15 protein-coding genes are annotated in these 22,964 nt (G+C 68.8%); 8 read left to right on the top strand and 7 right to left on the bottom strand.

The window, feature by feature from the left end; genetic code table 11:
• The first annotated feature begins 578 nt into the window (after positions 1-578).
• From AC1DGC_RS10255 to AC1DGC_RS10270, 4 genes are read left to right on the top strand one after another with little or no spacing between them, the layout of a single operon-like run.
• Entirely contained in the window at positions 579-3,077 is a 2,499-nt protein-coding gene (locus AC1DGC_RS10255; protein ID WP_478047818.1) for a TonB-dependent receptor, read from the top strand.
• On the top strand, positions 3,077-4,171 hold the full coding sequence (locus tag AC1DGC_RS10260; protein ID WP_478047771.1) for a phytase: 1,095 nt from the start codon (positions 3,077-3,079) through the stop codon (positions 4,169-4,171). The genes AC1DGC_RS10255 and AC1DGC_RS10260 overlap by 1 nt, the downstream gene beginning before the upstream one ends.
• Entirely contained in the window at positions 4,168-5,550 is a 1,383-nt protein-coding gene (locus AC1DGC_RS10265; RefSeq protein WP_478047772.1) for a purple acid phosphatase family protein, read from the top strand. The genes AC1DGC_RS10260 and AC1DGC_RS10265 overlap by 4 nt, the downstream gene beginning before the upstream one ends.
• A 49-nt stretch (positions 5,551-5,599) precedes the next feature.
• Positions 5,600-6,235: an inorganic diphosphatase gene (locus AC1DGC_RS10270; protein WP_394164416.1), complete on the top strand. Its 636-nt coding sequence runs from the start codon at positions 5,600-5,602 to the stop codon at positions 6,233-6,235.
• A gap of 25 nt (positions 6,236-6,260) precedes the next feature.
• Here AC1DGC_RS10270 and AC1DGC_RS10275 read toward each other — a convergent pair whose 3' ends face one another.
• Genes AC1DGC_RS10275 through AC1DGC_RS10285 form a run of 3 tightly spaced genes read right to left on the bottom strand, consistent with a single transcriptional unit; the run spans position 6,261 to position 7,746 of the window.
• Positions 6,261-6,587 (bottom strand): tetratricopeptide repeat protein, encoded by a 327-nt coding sequence (locus AC1DGC_RS10275; protein WP_259204842.1) that lies wholly within the window; start codon positions 6,585-6,587, stop codon positions 6,261-6,263.
• Positions 6,578-7,117 (bottom strand): flavin reductase family protein, encoded by a 540-nt coding sequence (locus AC1DGC_RS10280; RefSeq protein WP_478047773.1) that lies wholly within the window; start codon positions 7,115-7,117, stop codon positions 6,578-6,580. Before AC1DGC_RS10280 ends, AC1DGC_RS10275 begins: the two co-directional genes overlap by 10 nt.
• On the bottom strand, positions 7,117-7,746 hold the full coding sequence (locus tag AC1DGC_RS10285; protein WP_259204849.1) for a superoxide dismutase: 630 nt from the start codon (positions 7,744-7,746) through the stop codon (positions 7,117-7,119). Before AC1DGC_RS10285 ends, AC1DGC_RS10280 begins: the two co-directional genes overlap by 1 nt.
• A gap of 205 nt (positions 7,747-7,951) precedes the next feature.
• On the opposite strand from AC1DGC_RS10285, the gene AC1DGC_RS10290 reads away from it, so the two are divergent.
• Positions 7,952-12,706, top strand: a complete 4,755-nt coding sequence (locus tag AC1DGC_RS10290) for a DUF3320 domain-containing protein (protein WP_478047774.1) — start codon at positions 7,952-7,954, stop codon at positions 12,704-12,706.
• An 81-nt stretch (positions 12,707-12,787) separates the two neighbouring features.
• Here AC1DGC_RS10290 and AC1DGC_RS10295 read toward each other — a convergent pair whose 3' ends face one another.
• Positions 12,788-13,876, bottom strand: a complete 1,089-nt coding sequence (locus tag AC1DGC_RS10295; RefSeq protein WP_478047775.1) for a catalase family protein — start codon at positions 13,874-13,876, stop codon at positions 12,788-12,790.
• Positions 13,877-14,038: 162 nt separating this feature from the next.
• The gene (locus tag AC1DGC_RS10300) at positions 14,039-14,617 is read right to left on the bottom strand and encodes a hypothetical protein (protein WP_478047776.1); all 579 of its coding nucleotides are present in this window, start codon (positions 14,615-14,617) and stop codon (positions 14,039-14,041) included.
• A gap of 142 nt (positions 14,618-14,759) precedes the next feature.
• Here AC1DGC_RS10300 and AC1DGC_RS10305 point away from each other — a divergent pair, with 142 nt between their 5' ends.
• A complete protein-coding gene (locus tag AC1DGC_RS10305; RefSeq protein WP_478047777.1) occupies positions 14,760-16,175 on the top strand; it encodes a cryptochrome/photolyase family protein in 1,416 nt (471 codons plus the stop codon).
• A gap of 136 nt (positions 16,176-16,311) precedes the next feature.
• The gene (locus tag AC1DGC_RS10310; RefSeq protein WP_259204862.1) at positions 16,312-17,007 is read left to right on the top strand and encodes a YiaD family glycine zipper/OmpA-like lipoprotein; all 696 of its coding nucleotides are present in this window, start codon (positions 16,312-16,314) and stop codon (positions 17,005-17,007) included.
• 444 nt (positions 17,008-17,451) lie between these two features.
• On the opposite strand, the gene AC1DGC_RS10315 is transcribed toward AC1DGC_RS10310, so the two are convergent.
• A complete protein-coding gene (locus tag AC1DGC_RS10315; protein WP_478047778.1) occupies positions 17,452-20,496 on the bottom strand; it encodes a TonB-dependent receptor in 3,045 nt (1,014 codons plus the stop codon).
• Positions 20,497-20,800: 304 nt separating this feature from the next.
• Positions 20,801-21,823, bottom strand: a complete 1,023-nt coding sequence (locus AC1DGC_RS10320) for a LysR family transcriptional regulator (protein ID WP_259208248.1) — start codon at positions 21,821-21,823, stop codon at positions 20,801-20,803.
• A 365-nt stretch (positions 21,824-22,188) separates the two neighbouring features.
• Here AC1DGC_RS10320 and AC1DGC_RS10325 point away from each other — a divergent pair, with 365 nt between their 5' ends.
• Complete coding sequence (locus AC1DGC_RS10325; RefSeq protein WP_259208251.1) at positions 22,189-22,962, top strand: SDR family NAD(P)-dependent oxidoreductase; 774 nt, start codon at positions 22,189-22,191, stop codon at positions 22,960-22,962.
• The last annotated feature ends 2 nt before the right edge of the window (positions 22,963-22,964 follow it).

Genomic DNA, 22,964 nt, shown 5'->3' on the forward strand with positions numbered 1-22,964 from the left:
CGGCTCTACCACGCGACAGCCGACGCGCCCCCAACAGCAGCCGAGCATGGCTCGGCTCTACCACCCGACAGGCGACGCGCCGCTGACAGCAGCCGAGCATGGCTCGGCGCTACCACCCGGCAGGCGACGCGCCGGCAACAGCAGCCGAGCATGGCTCGGCTCTACCACGCGACAGCCGACGCGCCCCCAACAGCAGCCGAGCATGGCTCGGCGCTACCACCCGGCAGGCGACGCGCCGCGAACAGCAGCCGAGCATGGCTCGGCGCTACCAACCGGCAGCCGACGCGCCGCCGACAGCAGCCGAGCATGGCTCGGCGCTACCACCCGGCGGGCGGCGCGCCGCCGACGGCAGCCGAGCATGGCTCGGCGCTACCAACCCTCAAACCCGCGATTCCCCCCGTCGCCTCTACCAACCGACCAACCGCCCGATCCCAATCCCCAATCCCTCGTTACGCCCCCAGTGTCACGCCCATGCAACCTCGCGGACATACCGTGCTGACCCAATCTTTACACCGTTGGGGAAAGCCGTGCAGAAGCAGAATGCGTTGGGTCGGGCGATCAGCCTGTCGTTGCTGGTCATGGCCAGCCCGTCGCTGTTCGCCGCCGAGGCCGGGGCGGTTGCCGCCGGCGCTGCGGCGACCGACCTGGACCGGGTCGAGGTGCGGCCGCAGCTGGAATCGCAGACCCGCGCGGTGGACCTCAAGCGCAGCAGCGACGCCATCGAGGATGCCGTGTCGTCCGATGCCATGGGCGTCTACCCCGACAAGAACGTGGCCGAATCGCTGCAGCGGCTGCCCGGTGTCAGCGTTACCCGCGACCAGGGCGAAGGCCGTTTCGTGGTGATCCGCGGCCTGGACGCCAACCTCAACAGCGTCAGCGTCGACGGTATCGCGATCGGCACGCCGGAGGATGCCAGCCGTGCCGCGCCGCTGGATGTGATTCCCTCCGATTCGACCGAACGCCTGCGCGTGATCAAGTCGCCCACCCCGGACATGCCCGGTGATGCCATCGGCGGGGCGATCCTGGTCGAGTCGGCCTCGGCCTTCGACCGCGACGGGCGCAGCCTGCGCGGCAAGATCGAAGCCAGCCACCAGCAGCTGTCCGGCAAGACCAGCCCGAAGGCGGCCTTCAACTACAGCGAGGTATTCGCCGATACCGTCGGCGTCGCGCTCGGGGTGAACTACCAGAAGCGCACGTTCGAATCGGACAACACCGAAGTGGAGTACGGCGCGTTGGACGGCGGCGCCGACGAGGACCTGTTCGCCACCAGCCTGCAGCGCCGCAAGTACGAGATCGAACGCAAGCGCATCGGTGCCAACCTCAACCTCGACTGGCACCCCAGCGAAGACAGCCGCTACTACCTGCGCACGCTGTACAGCCAGTTCGACGATGCCGAAACCCGCCAGCGCACCCTCTTCAACTTCGGCGATGGCGAGGTCGCCGCGCTGGGAAACGGCCAGTACCGCATCGATGACCTGCCGGCCGACGCGATCCAGAAGCGCATGCGCTACCGCACCAAGAAGGAAAACACCTTCGCCGCCAGCGTCGGTGGTGAGAACCGCCTGACCGGCGCGGTGGTCGATTACAAGGTGGGCTACACGCGCACCGAAGAACGCGTCAACGACGAAATGGAAGCGCGCTTCGAGTACGCCGGCGCTGACACCCGCGCCACCGTCGACCAGCGCAGCCGCGTTCCCGGCTTCACCCTCGGCGATGCCGGCTGGATGGACAACGGCAACTACGATTTCGACCGCGTGGTGCTCTCGCCCAAGCGGGTGGACGACAAGGAACACAGCGCGCAGGTCAACGTCCGCTTTGACGGCGACGCGTCCAGCTACAAATTCGGCCTGCTCGGCCGCTGGCGCGACCGCAACGTGGACACCAACGAGCGCGAACTGCGCGTGGGCCCGGAGATCGCGCTGTCGGACTGGACCACCGGCAGCCCCGACCACCGCGGTGGCTCCCTGGGCCAGGGCATGAGCTCGGATGCGATGCGCCGGTACTGGGCGCAGTATGGCGGGCAGTACAGTGCGCGTCCGCAGGACCTGGGCGGCAATGCCCTGGCCTCGCTGGAAGAGGATTACACCGCCAGCGAAGATATTTTCGCCAGCTACGCGATGGGCACCTGGGACATCGGCGCGCTGCGCATCATCGGTGGGGTGCGCGCGGAGGCGACCCGGTTCAGCGCCACCGGCAACAGCGTGGACGTGGCCAGCAACGGCCGCAGCTACAGCGTGACCCCGCTCAGCGTGAGCCGCAGCTACAGCAACGTGCTGCCGGGCCTGCACCTGCGCTACGACGCCGGCGACACCTGGGTGCTGCGCGCGGCCGCGAACAAGACCGTATCGCGCCCGTCGTTCGGTGACATTGCCCCGCGCATCGGCCTGAGCCGGGGCGACGAGGAGGTGCGGATCGGCAACCCGCAACTGGACCCGTACGAATCGACGAACATCGACCTGTCGATCGAGAAGTACATCTGCAGCACCGGTATCCTTTCGCTGGGCCTGTTCCACAAGCGCATCGACGGCTACATCGTCAACACCGTCAGCAACAACGATCCGGCGTACCCGGGGTATGAGGTCACCCGGGTGATCAATGGCGAGAAGGCCAGGGTCAACGGCGCCGAGTTCAACTGGCAGCAGCAGTTGGCGTTCCTGCCGACCGGCTGGGATGGCGTGCTGGTCGGCGTCAGCGGCACCTGGCTGGATACCGATTTCGACCCCGGCCTGGCCGGCCGCGAGGGGGACGACTTCATGCTGCCGCGTGCATCCAAGCACGTATACAGCGCGCACGTGGGCTATGAGAAGGCCGGTTTCAGCACCCGCCTGGCGGCGGTCTACCGCAGTGAGTACCTGGATACGTTGGGCGACAGCCGCGCGTACGATATCTACGTGGCGCCCAACACCCAGCTCGACTTCAGCCTGGACTACAAGATCACCGCGAACGTGAGCGTGTACCTCGAAGCGCAGAACCTGCTCGACAAGCCACTGGAGCTGTACCAGGGCACCCGTTCGCGCACCCTGCAGATGGAAGAGTACGGCCGCACCTACGCGCTTGGCCTGAAGGTGGCCCTGTGATGCGTACCCGCACTGCGGTCGCCGTCGTGAGCCTGGCCCTGTTGGCGGCCTGCCGCCCCGCCACGCCGGCGCAGGCGGCAGCCGATGCCGAACCGGCGCGCGCGGTTGCCACCGTGGCCGAGGCCTTCCTGACCCCGATGACCCCGGCCGACAACATCGACTCGCCCGCCAGCTGGACCACCGCCGATGGCCGGCAGTGGCTGATCGCCACCGCCAAGGCCACCGACAAGCTGGTGGTCTACGACGGCCAGACCGGCGCGCATCTGCGCGACGTGGGCAGCACCGGTACCGCACCGGGCCAGTTCGTGCGCCCCAACGGCATCGCCGTGGTCGACGACCTGGTGCTGATCGTGGAGCGCGACAACCACCGCGTGCAGGTATTGAAGTTGCCGGACTTCACCCCGCTGGGCGTGTTCGCCGCCGACGACCTGCGCAAACCCTACGGGTTGTGGGTCAACAAGCAGCGCGAGGGGTACGAGGTCTACGTGACCGACTCCTACGACGCCGGCGAGGACGCGCAGGGCAACGACGTGCTGCCGCCGCTGGCCGAACTGGATAAACGCGTGCGCCGCTATACGCTCACCCTGCATGGCGACGCGCTGGATGCCCAATTGGTGGGCAGCATCGGCGACACCAGCGAGGCCGGCGCGCTGCGCGTGGTCGAGTCGATCTGGGGCGACCCGGCCAACGACCGCCTGCTGATCGCCGAGGAAGAAGAAACCTACGCCAGCGAGATCAAGGTCTACACGCTGGAAGGCCGCTTCAGCGGCACCACCTTCGGCCGCGGGGCGTTCAAGGCGCAGGCCGAAGGCGTGATGCTGCGCACCTGTGGCAAGGATGGCTGGTGGATCACCACCGAGCAGGGCAAGCAACGCAGCGTGTTCCACCTGTTCGACCGGCACACGCTCAAGCACGTGGGCGCGTTCCAGGGCAACACGGTGGCCAACACCGATGGCATCTGGCTGGACCAGGCCGCGTCGGCGCGTTTCCCGCATGGCGTGCTGTATGCGGTGCACGATGACCAAGGCGTGGTCGCCTTCGACTGGGCCAGCGTGGCCAAGCAGCTGTCGCTGCCGCTGGAGTGCGCCGCATGAGCCGGGCCCCCGTCGTTACGGCCGGCCTGCTGCTGGCCATCCTGCTGGGCACTGGCCCGGCCGCTGCGAAGCAGCCCGCCGCCGCCGCCGAACCCAACACCCAGGTACCGGCAGGCAACCGCCACTACGCGGCCAGCGGCTTCCCCGACCGCATCGTCGCCTCGCCCGCGCAGGACGCCGCGCGCGGCTTCGGCGTGTCCTGGCGTACGGACGCAGCGGTCAGCGCGCCGGTGCTGGAATGGGTGCTGGCCGGCGACTCGCCGGATGTCGGCACGCCGACCCGCGTCGCCGCCACCACGCAGCCGCTGGATACCGAGAACGGTCGCGCGCATTACCACCGTGCCGACGTCACCGGCCTGCAGCCCGATACGCTGTACCTGTGGCGCGTGCAGGGCAAGGACACGTGGAGTGCCTGGAACCAGTTGCGCACCGCCGGCAGCGCCGCCCAGCCGCTTACCCTGCTGTACTTCGGCGACACCCAGAACAAGAACCTCAGCCATGTCTCGCGCGTCCTGCGTGCCGGCCTCAAGGCCGCCCCGCAGGCGCGCCTGAGCCTGTTCGCCGGCGATCTGGTCAGCGGCGGTGATGGCCAGGACGACAGCGAATGGGGCGAGTGGTTCGCCGCGGCCGGCTGGCTGCCGCAGGAAACCGTGGTGGCCCCGGCGATCGGCAACCACGAATATTTCGAGGAGTTCGAAGACACGCCGCAGGAACGCCGGGTGCTCGGCCGGCATTGGCCGGTGACCTTCGCGCTGCCGCGCAACGGCGTGGACGCGGCCGATACCAGCACCTACTGGTTCGACTACCAGGGCGTGCGCATCGCCGTGCTTGACGGCACGTCGGCGCTGGACATGGGCACCGCCCAGGCGCAGGCCGCGTGGCTGGACAAGGTATTGGCCGACAACCCGCACCCCTGGAGCATCGTGCTGCTGCACCAGCCGTTCTACTCCCCGCGCGAAGGCCGCGAGAACGCCGAGCTGCGCGACGTGCTGCTGCCGGTGGTGCGCCGGCACCAGGTGGACCTGGTGCTGCAGGGCCACGACCACACCTACGGTCGTCGCGGCGAAGGCCAGGCGGCCACGCCGCAGTTCATCGTCACCGTGGCCGGCCCGAAGCAGTACCGGCTGTCCGCGCAGGCCCGCGCCAGCATGGCGCCGGTCGGCGAGGACACCCAGCTGTTCCAGGTCCTCCAACTGGACCCGCAGCACCTGCGCTACGAAGCGCGTACCGTCACCGGACGCCTGTATGACGGCTTCGAATTGACGCGCGACGCCAATGGGCGCAAACAGAAGACCGAGCTGACCGACGGCCGTATCGCCCCCCGCGACTGCACCCGTGCGCAGACCCTCAAGGGCCGTGCCGACCGTTGCTGGGAATGACCCCCGGGCCGGGCTGCCCAGGCGCGCCCGGCCGATGCTGGAGATGACGATGCACACCCGACGCGCTGTACCCCTGGCGGCCCTTGCTGCTGCGCTGCTGATGCTGGCCGGCGCCAGCACGGCCACCAATGCCGTGCTCCACCCGTTCCTGGCCGCGCAGCCCAAGGACGCTCCGGACGAGGCCAACCTGGCCGTGGAGATCCCGGCCGGCAGCTTCACCAAGTACGAAATCAAGGAGGACGGCCTGGTCCATGTCGACCGCTTCCAGTCGATGCCGGTGGCGTACCCGGCCAATTACGGCTCGATGCCGCGCACCCTGGCCGGCGACAACGATCCGCTCGATGCCCTCGTGCTGACGCGGGAGCCGCTGCACCCCGGCGTTATCGTGCGCTTCCGCCCGATCGGCTTCCTGAAAATGGTCGATGACGGCGAACAGGACGAGAAGGTCATCGGCGTGCCCACCGACAAACTCGACCCCACCTACGCCACCATCCGCGATCTTGAGGACCTGCCGTTGATCGAGCGCCAGCGCATCGAAGCCTTCTTCCGCGTCTACAAGGACCTGCCGGCAGGGCGCAACCCGGTGCAGTTGAACGGCTGGGGCAATGCCGCCGAGGCCAAGGCGTTGATCCGTGCCTCGATGCAGCGCTTCGACCTGGAGCAGCAGCGGCGCAAGGGCGACTGAGCTGCGTGGGTCGCCGCCGCCGGGCTCAGGGCACCGGCGGCATCGCCTTGATCGCGCGGCGCAGGAATACGCGCATTTCCTTCTCGGCCTGCGTGTCGCCGTTGGTGTGTGCCACCTCGATCCCCTGCCGCCACGCCTGCGCCGCAGCGGCAGGATCGCCCGCTGCCAACCGCGCCTTGCCCAGCAGTTTCCAACCGGCCGAATAGGCGGGGTCCAGTTCGACGCAGCGCTGCAGGTGTCGGCTCGCCTGGCCCGGCTCGCCAGCATCGAGCAGGGCCTTGCCCAGGCTGAGGCGAAGCAGGGCAGTGTCGCGGCCGCCGTCCAGCAGGCGCTGCAGGGCGGTCACGTCCATGCGCGCTGCCCATCGATGCGGGTGTAGCGACTGCGGTGGTAGGCCAGTGCCTCGCCGGGCTGCACCGCGAAACGCTCTACCTGGCAGATCAGCATCACGTGGTCGCCCACGGCGAGGCTGCGTTCCACCCTGCAGCAGAGCCACCCCACCGCATCGCGCAGGCGCGGCGTGCCGTTGTCCAGGTCGAGCAGGGCGGCGCTGGCCGGTGCACGGCGCAGCAGCGGATCGGCGAAACGACGCGCCTGCGGTTCCTGTGCCGAGGACAGCAGGCTGATGCCCAGGCGCCCGGCATCGCAGAACGCAGCCAGGTCGGTAGAGCGCGCGCCGATGCTCCAGGCGACCAGCGGCGGGTCCAGCGACAGCGTGCTGAACGAGTTGATCGTCATCGCCACCACCTGCCCCTGCGCATCGCGGGCGGCGGCGATGGCCACGCCGGTCGGATACTGGCCGAATACGTGGCGCAATGCGGTCGCCTCCACGCCCGGCGCGCTGGCCAACGGTGCCGACTCGCGCCCCGGGCCCGCCGCCATCAGCGTCCGCCCGCGGCCTGGAAGCGGCGCGCCACTTCGGTCCAGTCGATCAGCGCGAAGAACGCGGTGATGTAGTCGGGGCGGCGGTTCTGGTAATGCAGGTAGTAGGCGTGTTCCCACACGTCCAGGCCCAGCACCGGGGTGCCGCCGGACAGGCCGGCGTAGGCGCCCATCAGCGGGCTGTCCTGGTTGGCGCTGCTCTCCACGCCGAGGGTGCCGTCGCTGGCCACGCTCAACCAGGCCCAGCCACTGCCGAAACGGCTCTGCGCGGCCTTGGTGAAGGCCGTCTTGAACGCGTCGTAGCCGCCGAGGTCGCGCTCGATCGCGGCCGCCAGCGCGCCCTCCGGCTGGCCACCCTGGGCACTGAGCACGGTCCAGAACAGGCTGTGGTTGGCATGCCCGCCGCCATTGTTGCGCACGGCCGTGCGCACGCCTTCCGGGAGTGCGCCGATATCGGCGATCAGTGTCTCGATCGGCAGCGCCTCGATGCCCGCGTCGGCCAGCGCGGCATTGAGGTTGTTGACGTAGGCCTGGTGGTGACGCGCGTGGTGGATTTCCATGGTCAGCGCATCGAAGTGCGGTTCCAGCGCGTCGTAGGCGTAGGGCAGGGCGGGGAGGGTGTAGGGCATCGAAGACAACTCCATCGGGGGGAGCCGTCATCATCGGACCTGAAGCGTGGTTGAGGTCAACAGGGGGAAATGCGACGCGCAGCGGAACGTGCAGCCGTCGGCATCGACGCGGCGCCCAGGCAGCAGCGCCGGCAGGGCACCGTTGCCTGCGTCCACCGGTGCGGTGCATGGCATCATGGCCGGGATGAGCAACGGAGCAATCGCGATGAGTACCAGGGACACGCTGCAGGCGCAGCGCCGGGTTCTGCTCGACCTGACCTACCGCAATCGACTGCTGAACCTGCCGCGCAAGCCGTCCAGCCGCAGCATCGTCATCCACGACGAGCGATGCGTGCCGACCCTGCAGACCCTGCTCGAGAAGAAGGGCATGACCTTCGCTGCGGTGCGCGCGGAGGATGCCGAAGAGCCGCTGCCCGATGGTGCCGTGGAACCGGCCCCGGATGCGCCGCCCCTGCCGCAGCCGGGTGAGGGCGAGCCCGGCGTGCTGGCCGAGCATCACCTCGACGCACGCCTGCAGACCCGGCTGAGCTCGGAGCACCTGCAGAAGCGCCTGCTGGAGATGTACTACGAGTACCGCACCATGCTCGAAGAGCAGGGCGTGAACGTGTTGTACCTGGCCATGGGGCAGTTGCAGTTCCGCGAACCCACTGCCGCCGCGGATGATGAGCGCCGTGCCCCGCTGGTGCTGCTGCCGGTGGTGCTGGAGCGCCGCAGCGCCCGCGAGCGCTTCGTGCTGCGCTGGGCCGATGAGGAGCCGCAGGAAAACCTGTCGCTGCGCGAGAAGCTGCGCGCCGATTTCGGCATCGTACTGCCGCCGTTCCCGGACACCGACGAATTCGACATCGCCGCCTACCTGGCCGCCGTGCGGGAGTGCATCGCCGCCCAACCCGGCTGGAGCGTGCTCGACAACGCGCTGCAGCTTGGCTTCTTCTCATTCTCCAAGCTGCTGATGTTCCTCGACCTGGACCCGGACAAATGGCCGGAAGGAAAGGAGATCGACCGCAACCGGCTGGTCGCGGGCCTGCTCGGCGACGGCTTCGCAGAGGATGACATCGGCCTGCCCAGCAGTGGCGCGGGCTTCCTCGACGCGCTCATCCCCGCCGCCGAACTCAAGCATGTCATGGACTGCGACAGTTCGCAGGCCCTGGCCATCGAGACCGTTCGACGCGGGCAGGATCTGGTCATCCAGGGCCCCCCGGGCACCGGCAAGTCGCAGACCATCGCCAACCTGATCGCCACGGCGGTGGGCGATGGGCGCACGGTGCTGTTCGTCTCGGAGAAGATGGCCGCGCTGGACGTGGTGAAACGGCGCCTGGAGAACGTGGGCCTGGGGCCGCTGTGCCTGGAGTTGCACAGCAACAAGGCCAACAAGCGCGCGGTGCTCGAGGAACTGGGCCGGACGCTGCAACTGGGCCAGCCGGAGGCGGCCGACGTGGCCGCGGGCGTACGCCAGCTGGAGGAGGTGCGCGGCCAGCTCAACGCCCATGCGCAGCGCATGCACCTGCCGGTGGGCAGCGCCGGGCTGACCCCCTTCCGCATCCTCGGCATGTTGGCGCGCTGGTTGCCGCACACGGGGCGCCCGCCGTACCGGCTGGAGGCCGCCGGTGAGTGGTCCGCGCTCGAACTGGACCGCCGCGCCGCGCTGCTCGGCGAGCTGTGCGGCCACCTGCCAGGGATCGGCAACCCGGACACGTACCCGTGGCGTGGCATCGGCCACGCGCCGGTGATGCGCACCCAGGCCGAAGACCTTGTGGCCCGGATCGCGCCACTGGCTGCTGCCGTGGCGCAGGCCAGCGCCGCCGCCGCTGCGCTCGCGGCCGGGCTCGGCGTGGCCCTGGCCGGCAACCTGACCGTGCTGGCACAGCAGTGCCAGGTGGCCGATACCCTGGCCAGCGCGCCGCCGTTTGATCGCGGCACGATTTCCTCCGGGGTCTGGACGGCGGGCCTGGCGTCGCTGCGCGAGGGCCTGCAGCAGGGGCGGGCGCTGGCGACCATCGTTGCGCAACGCGCGCCGGCGCTGGCCGATGTGGCCTGGATGAGCGACTGGCTGCCACAGCGCCTGCTGGTGGCTGCGCATGGCGGGCGCCTGCTGCGGTTCCTCAACGGGCCGTATCGGCAGGCGATCAGTCAGTTGCGCAGTGTCAGCAAGGAGCCGTTGCCCAAGCCCCTGGCGGCGCGGCTGGCGCTGCTGGACGACCTGATCGCCGCGCGCAAGGCCCGCCAGGCGCTGGCGGCGATCGACGCCACCGCGCGCGCTGCATTCGGGGCGGTGTGGCAGGGCGAGCGAACCGACTGGGACGCCGCAGACGCGATCCTGGCCTGGGTCCAGCACGCCGAGCCGGTCGGCGGGATGGATGTGCGCGCGTTGGCGGCAGGGCTCGACAACGCCCCCGCGCTTGCGGCGTCCGCCGGGCAGGCGAGGGCGGCGAGCACGCAGCTGCGCAGCGCGTTCGAGACGGTGGTACAGGCGCTGCAGATCGAGGTGGGCGAGGCATTCGGCAACCCCGCGCTGGAGCAGGTGCCCCTGGCGCTGCTGCAGCAGAAGACCACGGCCTGGGCACACGACGTCGAGGGATTGATGGCGTGGCTGGCTTACGCCGACATTGCCCGCCGTTGCATCGCTGCCGGACTCCAGGGGCCGATGGCGCTCGCCGCCGACACCGGCCAGGGCGCGGAGGCCGCGGTGGCGATGTTCCGCTGCGCCTTCCACCTGCAGATGTTGACGCTGGCCACTCAGGCCTACCCCGAGCTGGCCGCGTTCGATGGCCGGCGACATGAAACGCTGGTCGCCGAGTTCCGCCACTGGGATCGCCAGCGCCTGGCCCTCGCCCAGATCGAAGCCGCCCAGGCCCACCATGCCGGGCTTCCGCGGGGCAACGCCGGCGGCGTCGGTGCCCTGGGCACGCTGCGTGGCGAGATCGCCCGCAAGCGCAACCACATGGCGCTGCGGCGGCTGTTCCGGCTGTGCGCGTCTCCGATCCAGGCCATCAAACCGGTGTTCATGATGAGTCCGTTGTCGGTGGCCCAGTTCCTGGAACCCGGCGCCATCGAATTCGACCTGCTGGTCATCGACGAAGCCAGCCAGGTGGAGCCGGTGGATGCGCTGGGAGCCATCGCGCGCTGCCGCCAGATCGTGGTGGTGGGCGACGACAAGCAGTTGCCGCCGACGGCCTTCTTCGCCCGCCTGTCCGGCGGGGAAGACGTCGACCCGGACGAGGCGGGTGCGCAGGCCAACGATCTGGAAAGCGTGCTTTCGCTGTGTGCGGCCAAGGGGCTCCCGCAACGCATGCTGCAGTGGCACTACCGCAGCCGCCACGAATCGCTGATCGCGGTATCCAACAAGGAATTCTACGAAGGCAAGCTGTTCATCGTGCCCAGCCCGGATCGGCAGCGCACCCACTCCGGCCTGCGCTTCCACCACCTGGCACACGGCCGGTTCGATCGTGGCAACAGCTACAAGAACGTGGTCGAGGCGGTCGCCATCGCCGAGGCCGTGGTCGAGCATGCGCGGCACAGCCCGCACCTGACGCTCGGCGTAGGCGCGATGTCGGTGCGCCAGCGCCAGGCGATCAGCGACGAACTGGAGATGGCTCGCCGCCAGCATCCGGAACTGGAGCAGTACATCGCACGGCATCCGCACGAGCCGTTCTTCGTCAAGAACCTGGAGAACATCCAGGGCGACGAACGCGATGTGATCCTGATTTCCATCGGCTACGGTCGTGCCAAGGGCGATGACAAGCTGTACCAGAACTTCGGCCCGCTCAATGCCGACGGCGGGCATCGCCGCCTCAACGTGTTGATCACGCGGGCACGCCAGCGCTGCGAAGTGTTCTCCAGCATCACCGCCGACGACATCCGCGTGGACGAACGCTCGCGGCTGGGCGTGATCGCATTGAAGACCTTCCTCAAGTACGCCGAGCACGGCGACCTGGGGGTGCCTCGGCTGGCTGGCCGTGCCGCCGATTCTCCGTTCGAGGAGGCCGTGCAGGATGCGTTGGCCCAGCGCGGTCTGCAGGTGGACAACCAGGTGGGCGTGGCGGGCTTCTTCATCGACCTGGCCGTGGTCGATCCAAGCGCGCCCGGCCGTTACCTGCTCGGTATCGAGTGCGATGGCGCCACCTACCACGCCGCGCCGTCGGCGCGTGACCGCGACCGGTTGCGCCAGGAGATTCTGGAGGCGCACGGCTGGGCCATCCATCGCATATGGAGCACCGACTGGTTCCAGCGGCCTGACGCGGAACTGCAGCGGTTGCTGGATGCGGTGGACGCGGCACGTGCGCGACTGGCGGCCGGCGCCGCAGCGGCTGCACAGGCCGTGCCGGCGGCATCGCCCACCGTGCTGGCGCGGCTGGCGGCGGAAGACGCCCAGGATCCGCCCGCGATCGGCGATGGCCCTGCCTACGTGCAAGCTGACTTCACACCCGGCGACGCCGGTCTGGCGCCGCACGAGGTGCCGTTGGGCAGCATGGCCACGACGGTAGGCAGGATCGTGGCGGTCGAAGGCCCCATCCACGAGGAGGAAATCATCGCCCGGGTGCGCGACCTGTGGCAGCTGCAGCGGGCAGGCGCACGGATCCAGTCGGCGGTGCAGGCCGCCCTGCGCCACGCGGGGCGGGAGGGGGCGCTGGCCTGTGAGGACGGCTGTTACACCCTGCCCGGCCAGCCCATCGTGGTTCGCAACCGGTCGTCGGCCGCATCGCGCACGCTGCGCAAGGTGGAACTGCTGCCGCCGCAGGAACTGCGGCAGGCGTTGCTGGCGTTGATCGGCGAGGCGCATGGGGCGCGCGCCGATGAGGTGGCCACCCCGGTGGCCCGCATGTTGGGCTTCCAGGGCAGCAGCCAGATGCTGCGCGAGCGGATCCATGCGCAGCTGCAGGCGTTGCTGGCACAAGGCCAGCTGCAGGACCGCGACGGCGTGCTGCAGCGGGTGGAGACGATGACGACGCCCACGCTGGCCTAGCCGGACCCGCAATCCGTTGGGATCGGCGCGCCGGTACACGGCGCCACCGGACCAGGTGCGTGGCTGGAGCGCAGGCCTCGCTCAGCCCTGCGCCGTACCGGGCTCGTGCAGTGGGCAGCGATTGAACTGCGACCGGAACTGGCGCGATGCCGCCATCACCACGCGGCGCGCGCGGTTGAGGCTGCCCAGCGGGCGATGCGCGGCGAGCGCATGCCAGGGCGCAAACGCTAGGGCGTCTTCGCGTGCCGCCGCCGCTGCGTTCCAGGACGGCTGCGCGCCGACCTGCAGGCGGCCCACCGCGACGAACGGGCTGATCGCCTCAGGCCAGGCCACCGACGCATCTTCGATCGGCATCTTCTCCAGGTCGCGGCACAACTGCACGCGCAGCTCCCATTCCACCGGCGCCGGCAGGTCCGCGAAGAACGCGGCGACGACCTCGCGCTGGGCGTCCGCGCCGGACGGCAGCGGCGCGCCGGTCAGCGCCAGCAGCGCCGGCGATACCGGTACCCAGGAGAACTTGGCCATGTACGGCCCGTACAGGAACGGCACCTGGGTGAAGTAGGTCTCGCCCAGCGGGTGATGCCGGGGTTCGCCACCCAATGCCTTCAAGGTGTCGCTTTGCCCGCCCACCGCTTCCAGCGCCGCTTCGGCGCCGCGCAAGGTGGCCGACAGCGCCTGCTTGGTCCGCGGCATGCGCTCGGTGGTCGCGGCCAGCAGTTTTGCCGAGCGCAGGAACCCGTGCGCGCCCGGCGTGCTGAACGCGGGCCCGTTGACCATCAGGAAGTCCTGGCTGTGCAACTCGTCGCCGCCCTCGACTCGCGGCCCGTCCACGCCCAGGATTTTCACCGCCATGGCGCGCGGCGTGGACACGTTGTCGGGCAGTTGCTCGGCGGGCGGTGAGGACAGGCGCACCAGCGCCTCGTAGCTGCCGGCGGTGGCGAACAGCCCGTGTGCGAGCTCGGCCGGGAGCCCATCGAGCACCTGGAAGCGGCCGTTCAGCAGCGCGTGGCCCTTGGCGTGCACCGCGCGATGCGCATGGCCTTCATGCTCGGCCACGGTGCGGGCCATGCCGGTGAACACCGTCGCCAGCGCGGCGATGGTGTCCTCCTCGTCGGCCTCGCGATGTTCAATCTCGGGCGAATAGACAACAGCGGGTGCGAACACGGCCATGGCAACGGCATCCTTGGGGCAGGGCAGGCGCCGGCGGATGGAACCATGCTTACGCCTTGGCAACAGCCGGCTGGGGCGGGGCAGGGCACCACCTTGGCGGGTGCGGCGTGCAGGATGGGTGCAGGGCGCATGGCGTCCACGCGAAGACGCGGCGCGGCGCATTCACCACTCCAGCGTCTCGAAGAAGCGCTCGGCCGCGGCCTCATCGCCCAGTACCGTGGCCAGCGCGCCCAGCGCCGCGTCCCGGTGTGTCGGGCGCAGCTCGCCATCGTCGTCCTCCAGGTCGTCCCCGGCGTCCAGGTACACCGTGCCGATGGCAGCGAGGGCGGCGAGGAACGTCGCCAGGTCCTGCGTCAGCACCGAAGCCTCCCAGCGGCCCGCGCCATGGAAGGCAAACAGGACCTGGCCGGTGTTGCGCTCGAAGATGAAAGGGTCGGCATTCTGCTCGGCGATCACCAGCCAGGCGTCGGGCCAATCGGCCAGGCGCGCACCGCGGGTGCCTTGCCACCGATAGCCGGCCTGCAGGGACCACAGCCGATGCAGCGGCGGGAAACACACGTTGACGCCCGGGATGTCGATGCCGACCGGTCCCACGTTGGCGTGCACGGTCTCGCCCCACGGGCCGATCTGCGCGTAGAACGCCGCCAGCGGGGTGGGCAGTGGTATCTCGCCACGCCACAGGTCTGCCGACTGCGCATGCAGCGGGCCGAAGCGGGCAAAGGAGGCGTGCAGTGTGTGCATGGCCGAGGTCGTTGCAGGGAAGGAGGCGAAGACTAGCCATCGCGCCGGCAAGGCACAACCGTAGCGGCGCCGCCGCGCCCGGCACCGTCTTTCACGCGTGCTGGCTATCATGCGCCCTGTTTCCTTTCATTGGACGGTCGTCGTGTCGCTAGCGCTGGTGTGGTTCCGCCGTGATCTTCGTCTGCAGGACAACCCGGCGTTGCAGGCTGCGCTGGACGCCGGCCACGTGCCGGTGCCGGTCTATATCCATGCGCCGCATGAGGAAGGCGATTGGGCGCCCGGTGGCGCGTCCAATGCCTGGCTGCACCGTTCGCTGGCCGCGCTCGATGCAGACCTGCGTGCCCGTGGTTCGTCGCTGGTGCTGTGTCGCGGCGACAGCCAGGCCGAGCTGGAGCGGTTGATCGCGGCGTCCGGTGCGGTGGCGGTGTATTGGAACCGCAAGTACGAACCGGCCACCCAGCCGCGCGATGCGCAGATCAAGCGCGACCTGCGCGAGCAGGGCATCGAGGCGCAGAGCCACAACGGCAGCCTGATGCTGGAGCCGTGGGAGATCACCACCCTGCAGGGCGGCCCGTACAAGGTGTTCACCCCGTACTGGCGCAACGCACTGACCCGCCTGCAGCTGCCCGCGCCGGTCCGCGCGCCGGCGTCGCTGCCGGCCCATCCGCTGCAGGGCGAGGCGCTCGATACGCTCGGCCTGGCGGCAACGTTGCCGTGGGATGCCGAATTCTGGACGCACTGGCAGCCGGGCGAGGCCGGCGCGCAGGAGGCGTTGACGGTATTCATCGACGGCGCGCTCAACGGCTATCGGCAGCAGCGCGACCTGCCCGACCGGGTGGGCACCTCGCTGCTGTCCCCGCACCTGCATTTCGGTGAGATCGCACCATGGCAGATCGTGCAGCGGCTGCAGGGCGAGCGCAGTGCCAGCCGCGATGCCGACATCGACGGCTACATCCGCGAACTGGGCTGGCGGGAGTTCTCCTACCACCTGCTGCATCATTTCCCGCAGACCACCGACCACAACCTCAACCCGCGGTTCGACGGGTTCACCTGGGCCGCGCCCAACCCGGCGCAGCTGCAGGCATGGCAGCAGGGCCGGACCGGCATCCCGATCATCGATGCGGGCATGCGCGAGCTGTGGGCCACCGGCTACATGCACAACCGGGTACGCATGCTGGTGGCCAGCTTCCTGTGCAAGCACCTGCGCCAGCATTGGCGCGAAGGCGCGCGCTGGTTCTGGGACACGCTGGTGGATGCCGACCTGGCCAACAACACGATGGGCTGGCAGTGGGTGGCCGGCACCGGCGCCGATGCCGCGCCGTACTTCCGTATCTTCAATCCGGTGACCCAATCGGAGAAGTTCGATCCGCAGGCGCGTTACATCACCCGCTGGGTACCCGAGCTGGCGGCCCTGCCGCTGAAGGCGCGCTTTGCGCCGTGGCAGCACCCGCACCTGTTGGCCGAGCACGCGCCGGGGTATCCCACGCTGCCACTGGTGGACCTGGCGGCGGGGCGTGACGCGGCGCTGGCGGCGTACCGTCGCACCGGCGGAGCGTGACGCCGCGCCTGTACGCACCGCTCAGCAACCTGAACGCGGGGAAGATGGCCGCGCAGGTCGTCATGTCGGCATCGCGTCCGGCTGTTTATCCTCTGGGCGCTCGCAAGCCGGTAGTCCGGTAACCAAGGAGAACACCATGATCCGATCCGCACCCCGTAACGTGGCCCTGGCCCTGATGACCGCCGCTGCCTTGACGGCCTGCGCCACCGGCGGCTCCTACGTGCAGTCCGACCCGTATGGCAATCCGACCCAGCAGCAGAACAAGACCGGCCGCAATGCGCTGATCGGTACTGCCGTGGGCGTGGCCGCCGGCCTGCTGAGCGGCAACAGTGCCACCGAGCGTCGCCAGCACGCGATGATCGGTGCCGGCATCGGCGCGCTCAGCGGCGCGGCGATCGGCCAGTACCAGGACCGCCAGGAACGCGCGCTGCGCGAACGTACCGCCAACACGGGTATCGATGTGTCCCGCGACGGCGACAACCTCACGCTGAACCTGCCGGACGGGATCACCTTCGATTTCGGCAAGTCCACGCTCAAGCCGCAGTTCTACGGTTCGCTCAACGGCGTGGCCAGCACGCTGGCCGAGTACAACCAGACCATGATCGAGGTGGTCGGCCACACCGACAGCATCGGCAGCGATGCGGTGAACAACCGCCTGTCCAAGGAACGCGCCGACTCGGTCGCCGCCTACCTGACCGCACAGGGCGTGCAGAGCGCGCGTATCGAAACCCTGGGCGCCGGCAAGGCGTATCCGATCGCCGACAACAGCACCGACGCCGGCCGTGCGCAGAACCGCCGCGTGGAGATCCGCGTGATTCCGCTGCGTCAGTAACAGTTGGTGTTGGTCACGCTCGGGCCACGCGCCGGAGCAGAATGCCGCCTTTGCAGGCGGCATTTTTTTTGGTTCTTCTCCATCGCTGTCGCAGGCACTAAGTCCGTGGTACGCCCTTTCGCACGCGTAGGTCGATGGGTCGGGCGCTGGAAAAGCCTGGCTTCACCCTGCTTACCGCAAGCCGAGCCCCGTAGCGGCCGGTAGGCCCCTGGGCAAAACAAAGGAGGAGGCCGCCTGCGGCCGGGGGACACTGCACCAGGGGCCTACCGGTCGCTACGGGGCCCCCACGCGCGCGGCGAGCCAAAGCGGAGACAGCACCGATCAACACGGCGCCCAGGCTGCCCAGCCACACGCATATGGCCTTGCGTCATCTGCCACGGCCCTTGCAACAGGACGCTCCCCCATAGCGAGAGGGAGCGTCCTTCCTGTGGGATACCGACGCCCTTACCAGTCGTACTGCACCTGCAGCCGCGCATACCGTGGCGTGGTGTTGTAGCGGGCCTTCCCGTAGTTGAAGTAGTCGGTCACCGTCCCGGCCGAATTGACGTCGTAGCGCGTCTCATACACCTGCACCGGCTTGATCGAGTTGAACAGGTTGATCACCGACAACTGCACGCTCAGTCCCGGCAGCGTCGCCGGCGAGTACACCACGTTCGGGTTGACCGACATCGTCCACGGCGTGCGCCCACTGCTGCCCACCCTGGAAAGATCGTCCTCGCCGACATTGCAGGTATGGAACACACCGCGGTAGCCGAAATCGGTATCGAACGTACCGTTACCGCCGCCCAGGCAGCTGATCGGCGTGCCCGACTGCACCAGCAGATTCGCGCCCACCTGCCACTGCGGGCTCAGCTGGAAACTGCCGTACAGCTTGAAGCTGTGGCGACGGTCGTTGAACAGATAGCCATCGGCGCCGTAGGACAGTTCCTTGAAGTCGAAGTCCGAGGTGGTGCCGGTGTCGTCCTGGCCGTTGGTGCTCTTCACCAGGCCTTCGTAGTTGCCATACAGCTTGGCCCAGGTGTAGTTGACGCTGGCATACCAGCGCTCGGTACGCTTCTCTGCCGACAGGCTCAGCGAACGGTAGCTGCGCTTGGCCTTGGGGCCCAGTTCACTGCCGGGAACGGTGATGGTGTCCGGCGTGCCGTCGCCATCCACGTCGATGTCCAGGGTCAGGTCGCTGCCGGGATTGAAGATCCAGCAGCCGGGGAGACCGCCCGGCACTTCCCATTCGCTGTCCCAGTGCGAGACGTCGTAGCCGGCGGCCTTGGCTGCGTTGTACAGCGAGCGCGAATCGCAGGTGTCGTCGATCACCTGGTTGATCCGGCGCACGGTGAGCTTGGCGCCCAAGGTCCAGCCATCGACCCAGTCGTTGCTCGATCGCAGCAGCCGCTGATAGCCGAGGATCGCTTCGTCCTGGGTGTAGGGCTTCAATCCACGGGAGGCGACCGCGCGCGGATCTGGCGTGCTGCCGTCGGCGCCGTTGACCACGCTGTCGGCGCTGCCGTTGCGATACGAACCGGTGATGTTGGGTTTGCCGGTGACCGGGTCGTAGCCGTCGTAGGTGTAGTAATCCATCGTGTAGTACGAACCGGTGGCCGCGCGCAAGGCCACGTTGGCGGCGATGGGCAGCGAGTAGCGGCCAAGCGATGCGTACAGCTTGCTGTCGCCATCGCCGGTGGGATCCCACGAAAGGCCCAGCCGCGGCTGCCAGATGTTGTCCTGCTTGACGAACGTCGCGCCGCTGCCGTTGCGGTTGTCGAACGAGTCGTTGCGCAGCCCGGCGTACAGCATCAGCCGGTCGTTGACCTGCCAGTGGTCTTCCAGGTACCACGACGCCTGCTTGACGCCGATGCGGCCACCGGTACGGAAGTTGATGCGCTGAGCATAGTTGGCGTAGAGGTTCCAGTACGCGCCGCTGGAATAGGCCGTGCCCTGCACCGAGGTCCAGTCCTCCTTGCTGTAGCCGCCGCCCAGCTGGTGGTTGCCCACCTGCCAGACCAGGTCGGCCTGGGTGTTGCTGCGCTCGTTGCTGCCGGCGCGCAGGCCCAACTCGCTGTTGACGGCGCAGCCGACCTGCTTGCCCAGCATGCGGTCGACCACGTATGGGCAGTCGCCATCGGCGGCATTGATGTCGCCATCGTAGTCACCACGCTGTCCATCCGGACTGATCGTGTACTGGCCATTGGTGTTGCGCATGCGCCCGTGCTGCAGGCTGGCGGTGACGTCGTCGCTGAGCTGGCTGGTCCACTTGAACACGTTGGTGTTGCCGCCCGAGCGGCCTTCCAGGCGCCCTCGGTAGTCGCGCTTGTCCACGGCCGCGCCGGGCCGGTCGCTGGCGTAGTCGGCGTCGTAATAGTCGTACTGGTAGCGGCGGCGGTTGTCGAAACCGGTGTATTCCAGGTGATTGCGGTCGTTGAGGTACCAGTCGAGTTTCAGCAGCCAATAGGGATCGCGCGAGCGGTAGTCCTGCGCGGACGTCGCCAGCGATGTGGGCGGCACGGGCGTGTCCGGATCGCGCGTACTGCGCGGGTTGCTGGCCGAACGTCCGCCGAAGGCGGTGTTGTCCGATCGCGTCATGCTGCCCAGCGCGAACACGAACAGCGTGTCCTCGATCAGCGGGCCGCCGGCCCAGGCGCTGAACACATCGCCGGACTGGCGGTTCTTGTCGTACGAACGCAGGATACTGCCATCGGTGCGCAGCGTGTCGGGCGCGTTCTCGCGCAGCGCATCCGGCGTGGTGGTCCAGCTGGCCCCGCCTTTCCACGTGTTGGTGCCGCGCTTGACGTTGACGCTGGTGACTCCGCCGGTGGAGAACCCGTAACGCGCGCCGTAGCCGCCGGTCTGCACGTCCAGCTGGTCGATGGCCTGGAACGGCACCTCGGCGAATGACAGGCTGTCGAACAGGTTGGTGACGTTGAAGCCGTTGATGTAGTAACTGTTCTCGGCCGCCGACGCACCGCCGAACGAGGCCGGCCCGAAGAAGCTGCTGCTGGCCACCGTGCCCGGGGTGAGCAGCGAGATGCTGGTGACATCACGCGCCACCGGCAGCGTGTTGAGCTGTTCGGCGGTGAAGGTGGTGCGGGTCTCGACGCTGCCGAGGTCGATCGGGGCCACGTTGCTGGCACGCACGTTCACCGCGTCCAGGGTGGCGGCCTTGGCGAAATCGGCCTGGGTGGTCTGCCCGGCCACCACCGTGACCTGGCGTTGGTCGGTACTGCCATCGGCGCGGGTGACACGGATTTCGTACTGGCCGGTAGGCAAGGCCGGCAGACGGAACCTGCCGTCGGCGGTGATGCGGGTTTCGCGCGAGGTGCCGGCCTCCAGGCTGCGGATCTGGACATTGCCGCCGGCGGCATCCGGGACGTGCCCGAGGACGTCGCCGACCGTGCTCTGGGCCAGCGCGGGCAGCGGGGTCAACATGGCCATCAGCAGGAGGGACAGGGTGGTCTTGCGCGGTTGGATCCTGCACGTGCGGAACGGGTGTTGCATGTCTTCGCCTCCAGTGCGTCCGGCCGGGGTGGCCGGGTCGAGTGGGGCGGACGCTAGTCGTCAGGCGTGGAGAAAAAAGCGCGGGGCGTCGCCAGGACCTCGTGTAGCGTGACGCCGCGCAAAAATAGTGCCGCCGCGCGCATCGAGACGTGACGAGGTTCGCTGAAAAACCTTCTGCACCAGTGCGCAGGGTGTAAATCGGGATCGTGCCGTTCGCGACAAACCGCGCGTCGTCGCCGAACGGAAAACGCCGCCCGGAGGCGGCGTTTTCAGGGGGTACGACCGTGTTCGGCTCCGCCGTGGGTCAGCCCGCGGTCACCGTCTCCAGGATCCGCTTGCCGGTGGCCTGCAGCTCTTCTTCCGCCTGCTCGCTCTTCTGCTTGGCGAACTTGGCGTTCGGGCACTGCGCCAGCATGTAGTTGGCGTCGAAGTCGAGCTTGGCCACCAGGAAATCGACAAACGCGCGCACCTTCGGCGAGACCAGGCGACCGCCGGCGAACACGGCGTTGAAGTCCACTTCCGGGCCGGTCCAGCCGGCCAGCACGCGGCGCACCATGCCCGATTCGACGAACGGTTTGGCCATCACATCGCCGGTGAGCAGCAACCCTTCGCCGCACACCAGCGCACCATTCAGCGCGGACGGGTCGTTGGCCACGAGCAGCGGATTGACCGGGAAGTCGCGCAGGTCGCCGCCGTTCTCGCCGAGCTGCCAGAAGAAGCGGTTGTTGTTGATGTTGCGTGCCTTGCGCATCGCCAGGATGCGGTGGAACTGCAACTCGTCCGGGTGCAGCGGCTCGCCGTAGCGCTCGATGTAGGCCGGGCTCGCGAACACCTGCGTGCGCAGGCTGCCGAGCTTGCGCGCCACCAGGTTGGAGTCGGGCAGGGTACCCACGCGCAGGGCCAGGTCGGCTTCGCCGGCGATCAGGTCCAGCTTCTCGTTGCCCAAGTGCATGTCCAGCTGGATTTCCGGGTACTGCGCATGGAACTCGCCGAGCAGCGGCGCGATCCAGGTGATGCCGATCGAGTAGGGCACGGTGAAGCGCAGCCAGCCGCGAGGGCCGGACTGCAGCTGGTTGACCGCGCCTTCGGCTTCTTCCAGTTCGCGCGCGATGCGCTGGCAATGCTCGTGGTACACCGAGCCGGCCTCGGTCAGGCCCAGCCGGCGCGTGGTCCGGTGCAGCAGGCGCGCGCCCAGGCGCGTCTCCAGTTCCTGCACCTTGCGGCTGACCGTGGTCTTGGGCAGGCCGAGCGCGGTGGCGGCGGCGATGAAGCTGCCTTGCTCGACCACCTTGACGAAGATCAGCGTGTCGTTGAGATCGTGTGCCATGACGGGGATCCGAAGTGGGGAGGGCTAGGGTGCCCGAAAGATTGTGCCGGGTACGGGACGATTATTCCCCTTAATCCGGACTAATCAAGGGGGAGTTTGGGGACTAATCTGGCGCCATTCCCGAAATGAAGGACCCCAGCCATGTGGTTGCGGAACATTCTTGGCCGCGTACTCAGCGGCCCCACCTCCCCGCTGGAGCTGGCCATGACCGTAGAGAAGCGCCCTTCGGCGTTCTCGCACAAGGCTTTCCGCGAGTTCACCCCGCCCGCCAAGATGCAGCGCGGCGGTAGCCTGCGACTGGGTTCACGCCATCTCGACCAACTGGGTCGAATTGGGATTATCCCGGGCGCGGGAGTGAAAGTCCCATGAGTGGGACGCTGGCCCCCGAGGTCCTGGTCCTGGGCGGCACCGGCAGTGTCGGCCAGGGCATCGTGGCTGCGCTGCTGGAGGCCGGCAGCCCGGTCCTGGTGGTCGGCCGCGACCCCGGGCGGCTGGCGGCCCTGCAGGACCAGTTCGCCGACGAGCCCGGGCTGGAAACGATGCTCGGTTCGCTGGGGGACGATGGTTCGGCGCGTGCGCTGGTCGAACGCCTGGCGCTGCGGCGGCGCCCGTTGGCGGCCGTGGTCGATGCAATGGGCGGCCCGTACAACCGCGGCCGCGTCACCGACCGCAGTGGCGATGCACTGCTGCAGGCACTGCAGGCCGACGTGATGCCGCACGTGCACGCCGGGCGCCACCTGCTGCCGCTGCTTCGCGGTGGCGCGCAGGTGCGCCGCTACGTGCTGGTCGGTGGCCCGGCCGGCTTCAAGCCGTGGGCCGGCCACGGCGAATCGTCGATCACCATGTCCACCACGCGCATGTACGCCCAGGTGCTGCACCAGGAAGCGCAGGCGCTGGGCGTGCGCGCGCAGATGCTGGAAGTGTGCAACCCGGTGTGTACGACGACCAATGCGGCCAATGCCTGCATCGAGTGGCCGAGCGCGCTGCTGGTCGGGCGGCGGCTGGTGTCCCTGCTCGATACCTGCACCGACAACCGCGCCATCGTGCGCTGCGACACCCGCGACGCCGAACTGCCGCGTGGCCTGCTGCACCTGGACAGGCCTCCCCCGCTGTCGCGCGATACCGCAGGTGCCGCTTGACC

Source organism: Stenotrophomonas sp. 05N37 (assembly GCF_056397365.1).

Coding starts and splice junctions, on each gene's coding strand:
- AC1DGC_RS10285 (WP_259204849.1), bottom strand. CDS start 7,746: ATGCCCTACACCCTCCCCGCCCTGCCCTACGCCTACGACGCGCTGGAA.
- AC1DGC_RS10295 (WP_478047775.1), bottom strand. CDS start 13,876: ATGGCCGTGTTCGCACCCGCTGTTGTCTATTCGCCCGAGATTGAACAT.
- AC1DGC_RS10325 (WP_259208251.1), top strand. CDS start 22,189: ATGAGTGGGACGCTGGCCCCCGAGGTCCTGGTCCTGGGCGGCACCGGC.
- AC1DGC_RS10315 (WP_478047778.1), bottom strand. CDS start 20,496: ATGCAACACCCGTTCCGCACGTGCAGGATCCAACCGCGCAAGACCACC.
- AC1DGC_RS10290 (WP_478047774.1), top strand. CDS start 7,952: ATGAGTACCAGGGACACGCTGCAGGCGCAGCGCCGGGTTCTGCTCGAC.
- AC1DGC_RS10275 (WP_259204842.1), bottom strand. CDS start 6,587: ATGGACGTGACCGCCCTGCAGCGCCTGCTGGACGGCGGCCGCGACACT.
- AC1DGC_RS10255 (WP_478047818.1), top strand. CDS start 579: ATGGCCAGCCCGTCGCTGTTCGCCGCCGAGGCCGGGGCGGTTGCCGCC.
- AC1DGC_RS10270 (WP_394164416.1), top strand. CDS start 5,600: ATGCACACCCGACGCGCTGTACCCCTGGCGGCCCTTGCTGCTGCGCTG.
- AC1DGC_RS10300 (WP_478047776.1), bottom strand. CDS start 14,617: ATGCACACACTGCACGCCTCCTTTGCCCGCTTCGGCCCGCTGCATGCG.
- AC1DGC_RS10320 (WP_259208248.1), bottom strand. CDS start 21,823: ATGGCACACGATCTCAACGACACGCTGATCTTCGTCAAGGTGGTCGAG.
- AC1DGC_RS10310 (WP_259204862.1), top strand. CDS start 16,312: ATGATCCGATCCGCACCCCGTAACGTGGCCCTGGCCCTGATGACCGCC.
- AC1DGC_RS10265 (WP_478047772.1), top strand. CDS start 4,168: ATGAGCCGGGCCCCCGTCGTTACGGCCGGCCTGCTGCTGGCCATCCTG.
- AC1DGC_RS10280 (WP_478047773.1), bottom strand. CDS start 7,117: ATGGCGGCGGGCCCGGGGCGCGAGTCGGCACCGTTGGCCAGCGCGCCG.
- AC1DGC_RS10260 (WP_478047771.1), top strand. CDS start 3,077: ATGCGTACCCGCACTGCGGTCGCCGTCGTGAGCCTGGCCCTGTTGGCG.